Below are 15,361 nucleotides of genomic sequence, written 5' to 3' on the forward strand. Positions count from 1 at the left end.
TAGATAAGCAAACTGCTGAATAAGGAGGTTATTATATGAGTTATAAGAACACACTTATTACCATTTCAGAGGATTCAAAAGTTACTTCAGCAAAGGTACCTGTCATAAAAAACGAAAAACCCACAATTGCTTATATTGAACATGATTTAATTAACAATAACCCATATAAATTTACACAAGAAGACGTCCAATTTAAAACTTTTTTAATCAAGAGTCAAATAGAAGAGGAAAATACAGCTGAACTTCGAGAACAGTTCTTTTCAAAACCCAAGGCATGCTTCAGAGCTTCTCCTTTGGTGAAAAATTATGGTTGGGGAATTCATTATGATAATCAAGGGAAAATTGCCATATATGATGTTAACAGTAAAATGTATAACCAATTGCTTAAGCAAGCTGACATTACAAAACTTAAAGGTATGCGTTCTAAAAGAAAATAAATACAAAATTACTTTTATATACGGGGCAGGTTAGAATGCGTAAGAGATTGTATTATAAATACAAGGGGGGATATATAGAAATGATGAAAAAAAGTAAACAAAATGCTGAACATTACATATGGGGAGATAATTGTGATGGGAGTTTAGCGTAAGAAGGTATAGAATAACAGAATATTTCCAACAAAACCTATTCATAGGGGGTGCTTAGTTTGAATAATCACAATGAAACGCCTGAAGAGAAAAGAGAGAGATTAAGACAAGAAGAACTTAAAAAAAATCCAATAGGTACATTAAAAGATGGATTTAATGGAAATGGCAATTTAGCAGACTTAGTTGGTGGTTTAGGTTGGAAAGGAATGGGGATATTAATTGTTGTTTTAATAGTTGGATATGTTTTATATAAACTGTTTTTTTAAAGATGTTACTTAACCTTCTTCAACTACTTACTTCATATCACGAGCTGATCAGCATCTCCTTTTCTTATTAGTAACATAAGTACCTTTCAGAAATAATGAAAATATAAAAAAACTTGGCGTGATCAACAATATTTAAATGATTAAGGGAGGAAGAATTATGTCAATTAACGTAAGACCAAGAAGAATGATTTTAGATTTAGCAGTTACTTTAGATGGTTTTATAGAAGGGGAAAATGGGGAAGTTGATTGGTGCATCATGGACCCTGAGATGGGGTTTATTAATTTCTTAAATCAAATTGATACTATTTTATATGGAAGAAAAAGCTATGATTTATGGGGACAATTCACTCCAGGAATTGAAGATGCCGATACTGAAAAAGAACTTTGGGAAATGGTTCATAGTAAAGAAAAATACGTGTTTTCCAGAACGCAAAAAGGGACTGATAATAAAGCGATCTATATAAATGATAATATTGTTGAAGAAGTAAATAAATTAAAGAATAAACCTGGTAAAGACATCTGGCTATATGGCGGAGCAAGTCTTATTACAACATTTATCAATTTAGGGCTTGTTGATGAATTTAGATTATCTGTTCATCCTGTTATTTTGGGAAAAGGAAAACCTTTGTTTATTGATATAAAGCAGAGGTTGAATCTAAAATTGGTTAATACAAGAACGTTCTCCTCTGGCGTTGTGCAACTAATATATCATTTGAATGAAAATTAATTATAGTGTTCATTCGTAAATATGCGATAGTTATTGTTGTCATTTCCCTTCAACAATTGGGCGCTTTAATGGTGCAATGAAAAAGCTTAATTTCTTAATGCTCAGAAATTAGGCTTTTTAATATTGTGAGCATGATTTAATTAAATAACCTATATAAATAAGAAGAAACCGAAATTATAGATGAACTTTAATTAAGCAAGGTTGATGAAGATGACGCAACAAAAGATGATTGAATTTAAGAAACTATAGTCATTTTTAATCATTTTAATAGTCAGTTTATTCTGATATTATGAAAGGGATAAAGATTGGAGGAGGAAATAACATAAAAAGCTTATTTTTAATCTTAAGTACCTTTGTGTTAGTTCTGGTAAGTGGAATCGTATTTGGTACTTCTGCTGCTCAAGCAAGTGTTCCTCAGTATTCTTTTCAAACAGAAGATGGAAAATGGGATGGTGAAATTGGAAATCCTAACAAAGGTAGTGACTTAGAGGTAGAACTGGTTTCCCCAATCTATTTAAAGACCTCTTCTGGAAGTAAGTTATTGACTAATTATAGTAACATATGGTCTCGTCTCTGCAATGCTAGTACTGGAAAGTGCACAGGCTATCATAGTTTAGCAGGTGGAAAGTCATTATTCACAGATATGAAAATAGGTAAATTTTATGTTGATGTGAAAGATGGATACTCTTCTGGTAAAGTATCTGGAAAACTACAGATTGTTTTCAAATAACTTGTATTACTTGCTACCCACACTTGATGGGTAGCTTTTTTTATATGAAAAGTTTCTGAAATAAATTAATTCTAAGTAATTTTGTATAATTTTTTACGAAGATTGAGCTTTACCACTGCCTTTTACGGAAAAGAAGTGAAGTTTACTGACATGACTAGTACGTTACAAACGCTACAAAGGGTGTCGAGCTAAATGGTGTTTGTGTAGACATGAACTAAAGTTTGATATTTTGTTAATGAACTTATGGGGCAGGTTAGTTGAACAAGGATTGAAGCTTTATTAATTTAGGAATCGTTTAAAAGAGAGTGGCGGGTAGGAAACGATTATGGGTGGTGGTAATTGAAACTTTTAGTAAATGCGGCAACGAACTTACGAGAGCCTATATCTGGATTTCAAGGAGAATTTCTGATAAACAAAAAACCAAGAGGTCTTTTCACGGATAGTCCGATTTACAGCAAGTATCTTCTTATGTTTGTTCTAAATGTGGGTATTTAGAGTTCTATGTAGAACAAGCTGTGAAAAGGATTTCTACATCTTGAAACGACTCAAGGTTGCTGAGGTAACCTTTTTCATATGTTATTAACGGGTGCGTTAGCTGAAAATCGGAGCGTCTTTAAGGCAGCTCTTTTCTTATGAAACTAAAGGAGCAGGTTAGTTGAATAACAATTGTTGAATTTTATTAAGAAAAATAAATAAAAATTGACTAGAGAAAAAGTTAATGCTAAATTTAACTAACGAACGGTCGGAAGGCTGGGAAATTGACTGCAGAGCGAATTAAAGAAGTTGCCTTAAAGTATTTCGCACAAAATGGATATTGGCGTGGACTTTCTAATGATTAATGGTCTTGGAGGGGATTTTATGAAACGAAATTGGGCATATGTTATCATTGCCGGTATTATTGCTTGGTATTTGCATTGGCGTGGACTTTCTAATGATTAATGATCTTGGAGGGAATTTTATGAATCGAAATTGGGCATATGTTATTATTGCCGGTATTATTGAGGTAATGTGGGCAATGGGGTTGAAGTATTCAAATAATTTGATTACTTGGGCCGGTACATTTTTTCTTATATATGTATCCTTTGTTGTATTGATGAAAGCTACAAAAAAACTACCCGTTGCTACTGTCTATGCTGTCTTTACAGGAATAGGAACAGCGGGAACAGTCTTGGTGGAAATGGTGGTTTTTGGAGAACCTTTCAGTTGGACAAAAATATTGTTTATTCTCCTGCTTCTGTCTGGTGTAGTAGGATTAAAACTTGTCACAACTGAATCAAGCAAGAAAGAAGGTGCAGTATAAATGGCTTGGTTATATCTTATCTTGGCTGGAACTTTTGAAGTAGTTGGGGTTACGGGTATGAATAAAGTTGTTAAAGATAAAAACTTACAGTCGTATATAGTATTGTTTATGGGATTTATAATTAGTTTTGGTTTTCTAAGTCTGGCTATGAAAACTCTCCCTATGGGAATCTCCTATGCGGTATGGACAGGGATTGGAACTGTGGGAGGAGTAATTATTGGAATGTTGTTTTATGGAGAATCAAAAGATTGGAAACGAATTTTATTTATAGGGGCAATTTTAGTAGCGGTAGTGGGGTTGAAATTGACATCATAAATAATATACGTTGTTGAACTAACGGGTGCTTTAGCTTATGATCGGAGCTGTCTTTAAGACAGCTTTTTCCTTATGCAATTAACGGGGCAGGATAGTTGAAGAAGAACTGATAAATAAAAACAGCCAGGTTCTGGCTGTTTTTATATGAAAAATCCAAATGCTTGAAATAAAAACTAAAATTCAAGCAGACTTATGGGATCATTATATTAATTCCAGTTTTTCTCTATAAATTGAACTGCGGGTTGTAAATTTGTTTTGTTAGCAATTGAAATGACAGCTGGAACCACAGAAGGGTCCGTTTTGGAGAAATTAGGGATCCGTGGATTTAACCGAAAAAAACGATTTCCTAGAAGCTGAGAACTGACTATGGATTCATAGTAACCGGATCCACTAGCGACAATCTGTAGAAATGGCAGTAAGGGTTCATTGGGCGATCGGTCCAAAAGAACTCCCCAATTTGGGGGAAGGTTTTTCATATTTTCGGGACGTATGTTATCTGCACTTACCATCCCCCACCCCTTCGTATCTCTTCTTAATCGAGTCGGCTCTTCACCTGTTCCAATGGATAATACCGCAATTTGATCCAACGGCTGTTTGGCTTTCCCCACTGCAAACGCGATACTGGCTGTACTGGGGTTAGTTGCTACTGTATACCCATCCACGTAGTTTTGATAGGCTCGTTGCGTCGCGGGAGCACCACTGCTCCGTAGTATTACATCACTCGCTTTCTCATTTAAATAGGGAGATCCAGGAAAGTTGTGGAATAACACAGGAGTCCAACGATTCAGCTCCGGTGAGAATAAATGAAATGCAGGGACAACAATTCGTCTTTTTAAGTTTTTGAGGAGAAGATCTGATGGAAAAAATGTTTGTACCGCTTTAATGAAACCAGAATATGGCAATTGTTGGTTGAAAACAGGTCCACCTGGTCGGGAAACGCTGAAAGCCGGCAGGATTTTATCCTTAAAAAACTGAAGTGTCTCCTTCGGCGATCTTCCACTTGCTAACGCAAGGGCAGTGAATGAACCGATTGAATTTCCCGAAAAAACATTGGTTCGACTAATTAATTTTGGGTTTTGCTGAGCCAGTCTGTTCAAAAGTTGTAAACTTAAAGCACCTAAGGTGCCGCCTCCATCAAAGGACATGATCCGATATTTTGTCAAAGCTGATTTCTCCCTTCTAATCAGGTCACAAGTATCATTCAGTATATGTTTATTTTTCAGGGGCAGGATTATGTAGCTAAACATCCAAGAAAAGACTTCATCGAGTATAAAAAAAAACTACGACGAGGATAGAGGAGACTACGTTTGAGTGGCAGTACGGGCAAGCCGAACAGGAATTATGCACGTACTTTGTTTGTAATGGGTGATGAGAAAGTCAGAAAGTACAACCAAAAAAACTTGAAAGAAAATAAAAAAGCCATAGCGTCCTCAAACAGGCTATTTTGCAACCTTATACACAAAAGGTTATTGATGAAATATCTTGCGATCCTTTAAGATGGAGATCGCTTTTTCCAACAACAGGATTGTGAACAATTAAATTAATTAATTGTCTTTTTGCTCTGTTATTACTGTCATAAATGCACACGGTGCTTCGGCATCTCTTTTTCTTATTCAACAAACGAAGCAGTAGAGTTGAATAAGAAATAACTTTACAAGGCTCTGTTAAATAACTGTGTCGATTTGCAGCTGAAATAATAGCTTGGAAAAAAACGCCAAGCTATTATTATTTGTTTGGTTAGTACGTTGGTTTGACTATATTTCATATCTTCCATAGTCATTACCCTATATTTATATCCCCTATTAAGTAGAGTGTTGCTTTTCCAGCCATCTTTACCCGTGTGTCCTCGTGCTTACAAAAAAGTGTACCGCCTCTATTGGATAACTGTCTTGCTACCATTTCACGTTTCTTTAGTTTCTCTGCCCACAAGGGCACTAAACCGCAGTGTGCAGAACCGCATACTGGGTCCTCATTTACCTTTAACTTTGGGAAAAATGCTCTTGAAACAAAATCATAATCATTTCCTTTGGCAGAAACAATAACTCCAAGACCCTCTGGCAACTGTTCTAGTTTTGAAAAGTCAGGACTTAGATTTTTCACTGCTTCTTCTGACTCTACTACAAATAACAAATCTCTATTTAGATATGCTTCTATCGGTGTGGTTCCCAAAGCATCAATCATTTGTTCAGTAATAGGTATCTCCTTTGAAGGGACAGTTGGGAAATCAAGTTCATACAAATCATCTTTTCTATTTACTGTAAGTACCCCACTCATCGTGTCGAATTGAATGGTTTTCAATTGCTTTTCAACATAGTTCATAATGATAAAAGCAGTTGCTAAAGTTGCGTGACCACAAAGGTTGATTTCTCCTCCAGGCGTAAACCATCTAAGTTTATAGTTTTCCGCACCTTTTACTGCAAATGCCGTTTCAGAAAGGTTATTTTCGATAGCAACCTTTTGCATAATATCATCAGAAATCCATTCATTCATAACACAAACCCCAGCAGGATTTCCTTCAAAGACTTTTTCTGCAAATGCATCAACCACATAATACTTCATAATTTTTTCCTCCTAGATTAATCAAATTGTACGTAAAATGTTCAGGTGTTATACTTGAATATCCTTATATTAATGGGTATATATGTATAACAGTCAACTTGATCATATAACACTTAACTTTCAACACAGTGCTGATGGAGGCTTTATTATGAAGATTGAAATAAACAGGAACTCCAATATCCCGATTAATCAACAAATTTATGAGAATATAGCGGATAGAATAAGGTCAGGGGGGTTATCGGAAGATGAACGTTTGCCTTCCGTTAGAGCGTTAGCAAAACAATTAGGGGTAAGTGTACTTACGGTTGTAAGAGTGTATGCATTGTTAGAAAAAAATGAGTTAATTGAACGGATACAAGGGAAGGGGACATTTGTTAAAGCTAATATTACATCAGAAGATAATAATAAAAAGAACAATTTCGAGTGGCAATTATCCGTTTTAGATTATCTTCCCCGGACTCAATTTGGTACACATTATGGTTCATTTGAAAACTGTATTCAGTTTTCTGTTGCAGCGATTTGTCCATCCTTACTTCCGAATCATTATCTGGAGAAAGAAATCCATTCAAATTTAGAAAAGAATCCCAGTATTTTATCAAGTTATGGACCTGCTCAAGGGGATGAGGAACTTAGAAAAGCTATGAGCGAGTATCTTCGCAAACAAGATTTAAATATTGACCATAAAGATATATTGGTAACTAATGGCACTCAACAAGGAATAGATTTGGTGGCGAAAACTTTTATAGGACCAGGAGATGTGGTGGTTACAGAAGCACCCACTTATCCTAATGCAATTGATACATTTCGTGCTCGTGGGGCTACTATTATTCCTGTTCCATTAGATAAAGAAGGAATGAGAATGGACCTGTTACAAAGAGTTTGCGAAATATATAAACCCAAAATGATATATACCATCCCTAACTTTCAGAATCCAACTGGAAGGGTTTTAAGTCGAAAAAGAAGGGAGCAATTATTAATATTTGCCCAAGAACATCAAATAATCATTGTAGAAGACGAACCCTGGAGTGAGATATTTTTTGACAAGAAACCTCCATCACCTATAAAAAGTCTTGATACAAATGGTTTCGTCATTTATTTAAAGGGGCTAAGCAAGACATTGGTTCCTGGTTGCCGGATAGGACTGCTGGCCGCAAATGGCACTCTGTTTAATCGTTTAGTGGCATCTAAAGTGAATACGGACCTTGGTAGTCCATTATTAACACAAAAGGCAATTCTCCCATTTTTTCATTCGAAAAGGATGGAGGACCATATGGAAAAGCTGAGATTTGCTTTGAAATTAAGAAGGGATAAAGTTATAGAGCTCTTCAATTCCTATATGCCGAATGAAGTTCAATGGATAGAACCAACAGGTGGATTAAATATATGGGTATCCATTCCATCAGAGTGGAACACGAACCATTTATTAATCGAATGTCAAAAAGAGAATATTTACTTTCTTCCTGGTTCAGCCTGTTTCGCTGGAGAACCCGAAAACCATCATTTAAGGTTAAACTTTTCTTATTTATCGGATAGTGAATTAGAAAATGGAATTTTAAAATTTTGCAATATCACAAGAAAATTTTTATCTTCAAATCAACTATTTAGACAATCCCCCATTATGTAAGGAAGGCTGCAATAAAAATACTTTCAGAATAAAGTTTGATGGTTGTAAATTTTTTCGGTTCATCTCATAGAAATTATATAAAGACCCCGTTTTCCTGCTTACATAAGGAGATCAGGGTTTTGACGTATCAGCACCCTGAATTTATAGAGTTATCTTTACAGAAGCAATATATAACCCTGCAATAACATACTATATGCTATTAAAGTTAGGATGTACAATTACATGAGGATATCTCGAAAGGAGTTTACCTCATGAATATTACATCTTTTGTATTTTACTGTTTTATTGTTACATTTACACCAGGACCCACTAATATCGTCATATTATCCACCGTGCATAACTCTGGGACAAAAAAGGCAATGGAATATACGTATGGAGCAACGATTGCTTTTGGTTTCTTACTTGCTATTTCTGCTATGTTAAATACGATACTTGCAACGATCATACCAAAAATTTTAATTGTTATGCAGATAATCGGAAGCTTTTATATGTTGTATCTTGCTTATCAAGTTTACAAAATGGATTCATCAAAACCAACTGTAAACCAAACGGGTACCTTTATGTCTGGATTTCTTACGCAGTTTTTAAATCCAAAGGTAGTACTATTTACAATGACTGTCATTCCCACCTATATTATGCCCTATTATGTCTCAATGCCTGCGGTTACAATAAGCGTTATCGCTATAACTGTTATAGGATTCTTAGCATTTATTACATGGGTACTTTTTGGTGCAATCTTCAAGGAGTTTTTACTGAAGCATAAAAAGATTGTTAATATATTGATGGCAGTGTTTTTAGTTTATGCTGCAATCATGATCTGGATGTAGGTAGCTACTTAAGAGGTGAATGAAATGGATAAATTTATCTATAAAAAATCGGCGGGTATTACGGCTTTGTCAGCAAGTATTACTGATTTCACATATAAGAAGCACTCTCATAAAGAGTATGCAATAGGAGTCACATTGCGTGGCATTCAACACTATAACTTGGATGGCAGTTTACACTTGTCTTATCAAAATGGCGTTATGCTTTTTAATCCGGAACAGGCACATGACGGAATGGCACATGATGAGACAGGACTAGATTATGTGATGCTATATATTGAGCCACAATTGCTTCTGGAGGTTATTGAGCAGAAGGATATCATACGCTTTTCAACCCCCATTGTGTATGATTATAGGCTTAAGCAAGGAATACTAAGTCTTTCTAATGCAATATTAAGCGAAAAAGACGAGGCATTGTGCAGTGAATTACTGTTATCCCTCACAGATAACCTTATTCAAACTGATCTTTCTACAGACTATAAGAAAGATAACACTCTAATTAGAAAAGCGAAGGATATGCTTCACACCAACTTGGAAACTATACCCAAACTTGACGAGATATGTAAAGAGCTTGATTTATCGAAATTTAAGTTTATCCGGTTATTCAAGACTCATACTGGCATTTCACCATATCAATACTTTCTTAACTGCAAGATAGAATATGCAAAGCAGTTAATAGAAAAAAATAGAGATATTCATTCAGCTGTAGCTGAATGTGGTTTTGTTGATTTAACCCATTTAAATAAACACTTTAAAAGCGTATACGGAACAACAGCCTTTGAATATATTTCACATTTAAATTGATTAGTAGTTTGTTCGATTATTATTGGTTAGTCTATTTGAATTTAAGGAGGAATGGCTTATTAAAAAATCCAGTATTATTTTCTTTGAAAGAAAATTCCCAAGTGCAAACATGATCCTTATTAAGGATCAGCTCCCGGTCCTTATTGATACTGGTTTTGGAAGTGATGTGAAAGATACAGAGCAATTAATTAAAGAAGTAGGCATTTCACCAGAAGAATTACACCTTATTGTGAACACGCACTATCATAGTGACCATGTAGGAGGCAATTTTCATTTTCAAAAAAATTTTGGAGTAAGGATTGGTGCTCATAAATGGGAAGCAGAATTAATTAATTCTTGCGACTCGGAAGCCTGTAGTTCAGAATGGTTAGATCAGCCTGTAGAACCTTATCGAGTCGATCTAAAGTTCTCTGATAACGATGATATTAATACAGGAAGCAGAACGTTGAAAATCTTGCACACACCAGGACATACGTTAGGACATATTTCTTTATATGAACCGGAAGAAGAAGTATTAATTTGCGGGGATCTCTTCCACAAAGGTGATATCGGATGGTTAAATATCTTTCGAGAGGGTGTTTCATCTATCCAACGATCGATAGAAAGTTTGGATCGGTTGTCCATGCTTCGAATTCAACAGGCATATTCAGGACATGGACCGCAAATAGAGAATCCTCTGACTGCCATTGATGCAGCAAGGAAACGGTTTGAAAAGTGGCACAGAATGCCAGAAAAAGTTGCATGGCATGCCTGCAAAAGGATTTTTTCATTCACATTAATCATTAAAAACGGATTGACAAAAGAAGAACTCGATAACTACCTACTAAAGTGTGGTTGGTTCCAAGATTTTGCACACTACTCTTTCCAACTTCATCCAGAAGAATTTATCCCAATCCTGCTCGATGAAATGATTCGTTCCGGAGCAGCAAGCTGGCACAATAATCATTTAATTGCCTCCACCCCATACCAAGCACCACAAAAGAAATGGATGAATAAGAACATAAAGCCGAAAGATTGGAACCCTCAAGATTTTCTCACATAAGGATATCTGAAAAACGTTTCTGGTTTCTATGCAGCGTAATTATCTTCCTTTCCTCAGATAATTATCTTATATCCAAAATCCGAAAACAAATTACCAAAACAATACTTCAACGACGCTGTTAGTTATTAAGATATAAAATTCGCGTTTTGTCCGCGGATATTAATCAACTTTATTAATCCTTCAGGGGGGATTTTATATGTCATTAAAAGTAGGAGATATCATTACGTTTGAACGGACTTTTACAGTAAGGGATGTTGAATTATTTACAGAGATTTCAGGTGATGAAGGGAATCATCATATAACCCCAGATGAACAGGGAAGACTTGTAATTCAAGGGTTATTAACGGCAACTCTACCAACAAAAATAGGTGGAGATCATCACGTAATGGCTCGTACTATGAATTTTGAGTTTTTAAGACCTGTGTTTACCGGGGATACAATAATATGTGAAGTTAAAATTGAAAAATATGAAAGGCAAGAAAATAATAGAACAGCTATTATTGCATTCTTTTTATGTAAAAATCAGTATGAAAAAGAAGTATTAAAAGGGGATTTTTCAGGTGTAATACTTTAAATTTTGGGGTTAATATGTGTCTTAATGAACTAACGGGTGCGTTAGCTGAAGATCGGAGCTGTCTTTAAGGCAGCTTTTTTTTTATGGAACTAACGGGCAGGTTAGATACATAAAGAATATCTAAATATTAGATCTAATAGCATCGTTGGGAATGATGGTATCCATAAAAGACAATTTTTTTGGACAGGATAAAAAGAAAAAGGAATGAAAGAGGTCCGGTCTATGGTTTCTTTTTTCAAACAAAAAGGACAAATGAAGAAATGTGAGAAGCGAAGGATTGATGAAAAGGACCAATCTAAAGGTATAACAACTGAACTTATTGACAGCTCCATTTCAGCCAATCTGGAAAAGGTGAGGCAGAAAACAGGTAACAGCCCCGACATTATTATCCGAAATTTGAAAATCAGTCAAAATCCTGAGATTAAAACGGCTATTTTGTTTGTGCAGGGTCTGATTGATAATCCAAGCGTTACTGACTTTTTAATTGAATCCATCATGAAAAATCCTCATCTTAAAGAAAAACTACTTGCACAAGAAGCGTTGGAGGTAATCTCTAAAGACGTGGTTTCTCTCGGTGGTGTAGAATCCGTAACGGACTGGAAACAAATGGTTTTGTCATTATTATCAGGAGATAGCATCATTTTTGTTGACGGAATAAACATAGCCCTGGTTGCAAGTACAAAAGGGGGAGAAAGGCGTTCCGTTCAGGAACCTAGCACAAATTCGGTAGTTCGCGGTTCAAGAGAGGGATTTACGGAATCGAATGTAACAAACATAGCACTGGTACGCCGCATCATTAATAGTACGGATTTATGGATAGAGTCGATGAAAATTGGGACGGTGACAAAGACGGATGTTTCCATCATGTATATAAATGGGATTGCCAAAGAAGGAATCGTCGAGGAGGTTAAAAAGCGCTTAAAAGGAATAAATATTGATAGTATTCTTGAATCCGGATATATTGAACAATTGATAGAAGATCAGGTCATGACCCCATTCCCCACCCTGGATCATACAGAAAGACCGGATAAGGTCGCAGGCAATCTACTTGAAGGAAGGGTAGCCATTTTTGTTAACGGAACACCTTTTGTCTTGGTGGCACCTGCGTTATTTATTCAGTTCTTTCAATCTGTCGAGGACTATTTTGCTCGCTTTGATATAGCCTCATCTATACGTTTTTTACGTATTTTTATTTTCTTTATTTCGCTAATTGCCCCATCTGTATATGTGGCAGCTACAACGTATCATCAAGAAATGATTCCAACAAAGCTGCTCGTCATTCTTGCAGCCCAACGTGATTCCGTTCCTTTTCTGGCAGTTGTCGAAGCATTCATAATGGAAATAATATTTGAACTCTTACGAGAAGCAAGCCTAAGGATGCCCAAAGCCATTGGCGCGACTATGTCCATTGTTGGTGCTCTGGTGATTGGGCAGGCGGCAGTCCAAGCTGGAATTGTATCACCGGCAATGGTCATCATCGTATCGATTACGGCCATTGCAAGTTTTGCCACCCCTTCCTACGCCATGGCAATTTCGGCTCGCTTGCTGCGGTTCGTATTTATCATTTGCGCAAGCACAATGGGTTTATATGGTATGATTTTAGTATTTTTTGTCGTCGTAGTTCATTTATGTAGCCTACGTTCATTCGGAGTTCCTTATATGTCACCACTTGCTCCACTTAACCCGGAAGGACTAGGCGATACATTCTTTAGGAGACCAATGTGGGCGTTAAAATACAGACCCGAATTTTTAAGCTCCGATAATAATTTGAAAAGGGAAGGCGATAATCAAAGGCCACTACCTCCTACATCACGTGGGATGAAGACTTTTAACATGAAGAAGGGTGACGGCACTGAATCGTGACATGCTTTTTTCAAAACGGGTGCGTTAACTTAAGATCAGAACTGTCTTTAATACAGCTTTTTCTTTATGGAACTATCGGGGCAGGATAGTTGAAAAAGGAATATTAATTTTATTGGGTTATGGGAAGAACAAAATATAATAAAAAACTCGCCAAAAACTGAACGAGTTTTAAATACCTATTTTTATTGCTGGTTGAAATAATAATGCGCTCAACATAAAACGATTATACGATAGGGTGTGGTTTGAGCAGGGATACTTCTTGTGGCAGGTCCATAGAAAACAATTAAATCTCGGTTCGCTGGATATCTTGAAAAGAGTTGCCCATTTGTTAATAATATTTGGGTATAGGGAGATAATTTTAATAGTAATTGTCCATCACTACTCACCAATTGGTTATTAAAATAATCAACTTTTACATTCTGATTTGGGTTATCTTTTACCATGACAAGCGCTTGATATTGTGGAGGGTAAATAAGAATAGCAGGTAAATCTCCATCATAATATCCTGTCACGCGATCTCCTACTATGACCATTTCCTGGTCAACGAAGTAAGTTGAGGGTGAAACCACGAAATTTACTATTGAACCCAATTCATTTTCTATTGTAAATAATTTATAACAACCTTCTCTTTCACCATTTTGACCTGTAAAAAAATCACTAATCACCGTGACAGTTCCATGAAATGAATAAAAAGTTGTCATACAATACCTCCAAAATTAAAAGATAGGGGCGATCTTTTATTTTGAGACTATTCGAGATAAAGCTTTTTTAGGATTTTAGTATAATGTAGGGATAGGAGGACAGGTAACAGCATCTATAAGTCTTGGGTCAATACCGTAGAATTGCCAGAAAGCACCGTTCCATCTATATCCAGATACTTCTCCATATTCCACACGAGTAGGGTAAAACCAAAATTGTCTGCCATTTATAAGCCATACATAAGTGTTTTGATATAGACAGTCGACGATATAGGACACAGAAGGTTTTGGTGGAATGAATGTTGGAGGAGGGGATTGTGGACTCATTGTCCCCTGGCGTGGGAAATATCTCATGTGATTTCACTCCTTTTAGTTAGGTTCTCAACATTATATGTTGAGAAGAAGTAAAAGGATTATTTAACGCGAAAACTAAAGATTGTGAAGAATTGTACTTAAACTAGCGGGTGCATTACTTGAATATCCTACTGGATTGAAAGCAATTCTCAATAAGGAGAATTGCTTTATTTTGGTATTATTCTATCCAATATCCATTTCAATTTCTCTTCTAAAGATACTTATCTCAATTCATCCCAATATAAAAAGACATACTCTGGTTCATGCTCTTTTTTCAACTCATCAACACTTGCTATTATATCCAAAGTTTTCTGTTTATTCGTACGTAAAGTATTACTAGCGTTCTGTTTTAAACCCTTTTCATCCATGATATACACTCTCCTTTTTAGCATAGTTTGTGTCCTGCCCCTCTTCTTATTCTTGTTTTTGCAAGGAATGTAATCAGTTGAAATATTCAAAATAAAAGAAGAAAAATGGAATGTAGGATAGTTAGTCTAGTATGAGGGCTGATTATCCTTTTTTATTTATATAATTGAACGAATAAATAATGATTGAAAATATGGTTAAAAATGTATCCCTTGGACAGATGATTGGCAAAAGGAATTTTTATCAGAGAAAGAGAAAATTCACGAGGTAATTGGTCAGCATATATTAGCAATTCATCATATTGGAAGTACAGCAGTAAAACATTTAAGTGCAAAACCCATTATTGATATTGCCGTCGAAATCAAAGCATTCCAGGAGGGTGAAAAGTGTGTCAAACCTTTAGAGTCACTGGGTTACTCATATAAGGGGACAGATATTTTGCCAGATAGACATTATTTCAACAAAGGTGAACCAAGAACTCACCAAATTCATATATACCAAAGTGGAAATAAATATCTTCTTGAACAGTTGAATTTTAGAGATTATATAAGGACTAATGAAGCAGCCAGAATTTAATATGAACAACTTAAATTGGAACTATCAAAAATAAATAAAGATAATAAACATAAGTATGCGAATGATAAAACTAATTTTGTGAAATCAATATTGGATAAAATTATAAAGTGATTTCAAATAGATACTCAACTAACAGGTGCGTTAGTTTAAAT

Annotated in this window: 16 protein-coding genes and 1 pseudogene; 13 read left to right on the forward strand and 4 right to left on the reverse strand. The window is 35.6% G+C overall.

Annotated elements, in window-relative coordinates; all coding sequences use genetic code 11:
- Nucleotides 1-35 precede the first annotated feature (35 nt).
- The 6 genes from ACIROD_RS10355 to ACIROD_RS10380 all read left to right on the forward strand — a co-directional run bounded on the left by ACIROD_RS10355 (nt 36) and on the right by ACIROD_RS10380 (nt 3,925).
- Complete coding sequence (locus tag ACIROD_RS10355) at nt 36-437, forward strand: DUF6157 family protein (protein ID WP_402940430.1); 402 nt, start codon at nt 36-38, stop codon at nt 435-437.
- A 209-nt stretch (nt 438-646) separates the two neighbouring features.
- Nucleotides 647-853 carry a DUF6366 family protein gene (locus ACIROD_RS10360; protein ID WP_101225813.1) on the forward strand — a complete coding sequence of 69 codons (207 nt, stop codon included), beginning with the start codon at nt 647-649 and terminating at the stop codon, nt 851-853.
- Nucleotides 854-1,010: 157 nt separating this feature from the next.
- Nucleotides 1,011-1,580, forward strand: coding sequence for a dihydrofolate reductase family protein (locus tag ACIROD_RS10365; protein WP_402940435.1), 570 nt, complete (start codon nt 1,011-1,013; stop codon nt 1,578-1,580).
- A gap of 289 nt (nt 1,581-1,869) precedes the next feature.
- Nucleotides 1,870-2,310: a hypothetical protein gene (locus tag ACIROD_RS10370; protein ID WP_402940438.1), complete on the forward strand. Its 441-nt coding sequence runs from the start codon at nt 1,870-1,872 to the stop codon at nt 2,308-2,310.
- Between the two features lie 958 nt (nt 2,311-3,268).
- Nucleotides 3,269-3,610: a DMT family transporter gene (locus ACIROD_RS10375; RefSeq protein WP_402940441.1), complete on the forward strand. Its 342-nt coding sequence runs from the start codon at nt 3,269-3,271 to the stop codon at nt 3,608-3,610.
- Nucleotides 3,611-3,925, forward strand: coding sequence for a DMT family transporter (locus ACIROD_RS10380; protein ID WP_101225815.1), 315 nt, complete (start codon nt 3,611-3,613; stop codon nt 3,923-3,925).
- 206 nt (nt 3,926-4,131) lie between these two features.
- Here the strand turns inward: ACIROD_RS10380 and ACIROD_RS10385 are convergent, their stop codons facing one another.
- Together ACIROD_RS10385 and ACIROD_RS10390 are read right to left on the reverse strand one after the other, a co-directional pair.
- On the reverse strand, nt 4,132-5,088 hold the full coding sequence (locus ACIROD_RS10385) for a patatin-like phospholipase family protein (RefSeq protein ID WP_402940445.1): 957 nt from the start codon (nt 5,086-5,088) through the stop codon (nt 4,132-4,134).
- A 616-nt stretch (nt 5,089-5,704) separates the two neighbouring features.
- On the reverse strand, nt 5,705-6,484 hold the full coding sequence (locus ACIROD_RS10390) for a PhzF family phenazine biosynthesis protein (RefSeq protein WP_402940448.1): 780 nt from the start codon (nt 6,482-6,484) through the stop codon (nt 5,705-5,707).
- Nucleotides 6,485-6,632: 148 nt separating this feature from the next.
- On the opposite strand from ACIROD_RS10390, the gene pdxR reads away from it, so the two are divergent.
- The 6 genes from pdxR to ACIROD_RS10420 all read left to right on the forward strand — a co-directional run bounded on the left by pdxR (nt 6,633) and on the right by ACIROD_RS10420 (nt 13,215).
- Nucleotides 6,633-8,108, forward strand: a complete 1,476-nt coding sequence (gene pdxR, locus ACIROD_RS10395; RefSeq protein WP_402940451.1) for a MocR-like pyridoxine biosynthesis transcription factor PdxR — start codon at nt 6,633-6,635, stop codon at nt 8,106-8,108.
- Between the two features lie 251 nt (nt 8,109-8,359).
- Nucleotides 8,360-8,935 (forward strand): LysE family translocator, encoded by a 576-nt coding sequence (locus ACIROD_RS10400; protein WP_402940454.1) that lies wholly within the window; start codon nt 8,360-8,362, stop codon nt 8,933-8,935.
- 24 nt (nt 8,936-8,959) lie between these two features.
- Entirely contained in the window at nt 8,960-9,736 is a 777-nt protein-coding gene (locus ACIROD_RS10405) for an AraC family transcriptional regulator (RefSeq protein WP_402940457.1), read from the forward strand.
- A 109-nt stretch (nt 9,737-9,845) separates the two neighbouring features.
- A complete protein-coding gene (locus ACIROD_RS10410; protein ID WP_402940460.1) occupies nt 9,846-10,778 on the forward strand; it encodes an MBL fold metallo-hydrolase in 933 nt (310 codons plus the stop codon).
- A 196-nt stretch (nt 10,779-10,974) separates the two neighbouring features.
- Nucleotides 10,975-11,352, forward strand: a complete 378-nt coding sequence (locus ACIROD_RS10415) for a hotdog domain-containing protein (RefSeq protein ID WP_101225823.1) — start codon at nt 10,975-10,977, stop codon at nt 11,350-11,352.
- A gap of 222 nt (nt 11,353-11,574) precedes the next feature.
- Nucleotides 11,575-13,215 (forward strand): spore germination protein, encoded by a 1,641-nt coding sequence (locus tag ACIROD_RS10420; RefSeq protein WP_402940464.1) that lies wholly within the window; start codon nt 11,575-11,577, stop codon nt 13,213-13,215.
- Between the two features lie 209 nt (nt 13,216-13,424).
- On the opposite strand, the gene ACIROD_RS10425 is transcribed toward ACIROD_RS10420, so the two are convergent.
- Entirely contained in the window at nt 13,425-13,916 is a 492-nt protein-coding gene (locus ACIROD_RS10425; protein WP_402940467.1) for a hypothetical protein, read from the reverse strand.
- A 572-nt stretch (nt 13,917-14,488) separates the two neighbouring features.
- Nucleotides 14,489-14,635, reverse strand: a complete 147-nt coding sequence (locus ACIROD_RS10430) for a hypothetical protein (protein WP_176526417.1) — start codon at nt 14,633-14,635, stop codon at nt 14,489-14,491.
- 205 nt (nt 14,636-14,840) lie between these two features.
- On the opposite strand from ACIROD_RS10430, the pseudogene ACIROD_RS10435 reads away from it, so the two are divergent.
- Nucleotides 14,841-15,320, forward strand: a pseudogene (locus ACIROD_RS10435) (GrpB family protein).
- Nucleotides 15,321-15,361: the final 41 nt, after the last annotated feature.

The organism is Peribacillus sp. NPDC101481 (assembly GCF_044767165.1).
Taxonomy (GTDB): domain Bacteria; phylum Bacillota; class Bacilli; order Bacillales; family DSM-1321; genus Peribacillus.

Bases quoted from the DNA above. Each gene is read 5' to 3' on its own strand.
- ACIROD_RS10355 (WP_402940430.1), top strand. From the start codon at position 36: ATGAGTTATAAGAACACACTTATTACCATTTCAGAGGATTCAAAAGTT.
- ACIROD_RS10365 (WP_402940435.1), top strand. From the start codon at position 1,011: ATGTCAATTAACGTAAGACCAAGAAGAATGATTTTAGATTTAGCAGTT.
- ACIROD_RS10370 (WP_402940438.1), top strand. From the start codon at position 1,870: ATGAAAGGGATAAAGATTGGAGGAGGAAATAACATAAAAAGCTTATTT.
- ACIROD_RS10375 (WP_402940441.1), top strand. From the start codon at position 3,269: ATGAATCGAAATTGGGCATATGTTATTATTGCCGGTATTATTGAGGTA.
- ACIROD_RS10380 (WP_101225815.1), top strand. From the start codon at position 3,611: ATGGCTTGGTTATATCTTATCTTGGCTGGAACTTTTGAAGTAGTTGGG.
- ACIROD_RS10390 (WP_402940448.1), bottom strand. From the start codon at position 6,484: ATGAAGTATTATGTGGTTGATGCATTTGCAGAAAAAGTCTTTGAAGGA.
- pdxR (WP_402940451.1), top strand. From the start codon at position 6,633: ATGAAGATTGAAATAAACAGGAACTCCAATATCCCGATTAATCAACAA.
- ACIROD_RS10400 (WP_402940454.1), top strand. From the start codon at position 8,360: ATGAATATTACATCTTTTGTATTTTACTGTTTTATTGTTACATTTACA.
- ACIROD_RS10405 (WP_402940457.1), top strand. From the start codon at position 8,960: ATGGATAAATTTATCTATAAAAAATCGGCGGGTATTACGGCTTTGTCA.
- ACIROD_RS10410 (WP_402940460.1), top strand. From the start codon at position 9,846: ATGATCCTTATTAAGGATCAGCTCCCGGTCCTTATTGATACTGGTTTT.
- ACIROD_RS10415 (WP_101225823.1), top strand. From the start codon at position 10,975: ATGTCATTAAAAGTAGGAGATATCATTACGTTTGAACGGACTTTTACA.
- ACIROD_RS10420 (WP_402940464.1), top strand. From the start codon at position 11,575: ATGGTTTCTTTTTTCAAACAAAAAGGACAAATGAAGAAATGTGAGAAG.
- ACIROD_RS10425 (WP_402940467.1), bottom strand. From the start codon at position 13,916: ATGACAACTTTTTATTCATTTCATGGAACTGTCACGGTGATTAGTGAT.
- ACIROD_RS10430 (WP_176526417.1), bottom strand. From the start codon at position 14,635: ATGGATGAAAAGGGTTTAAAACAGAACGCTAGTAATACTTTACGTACG.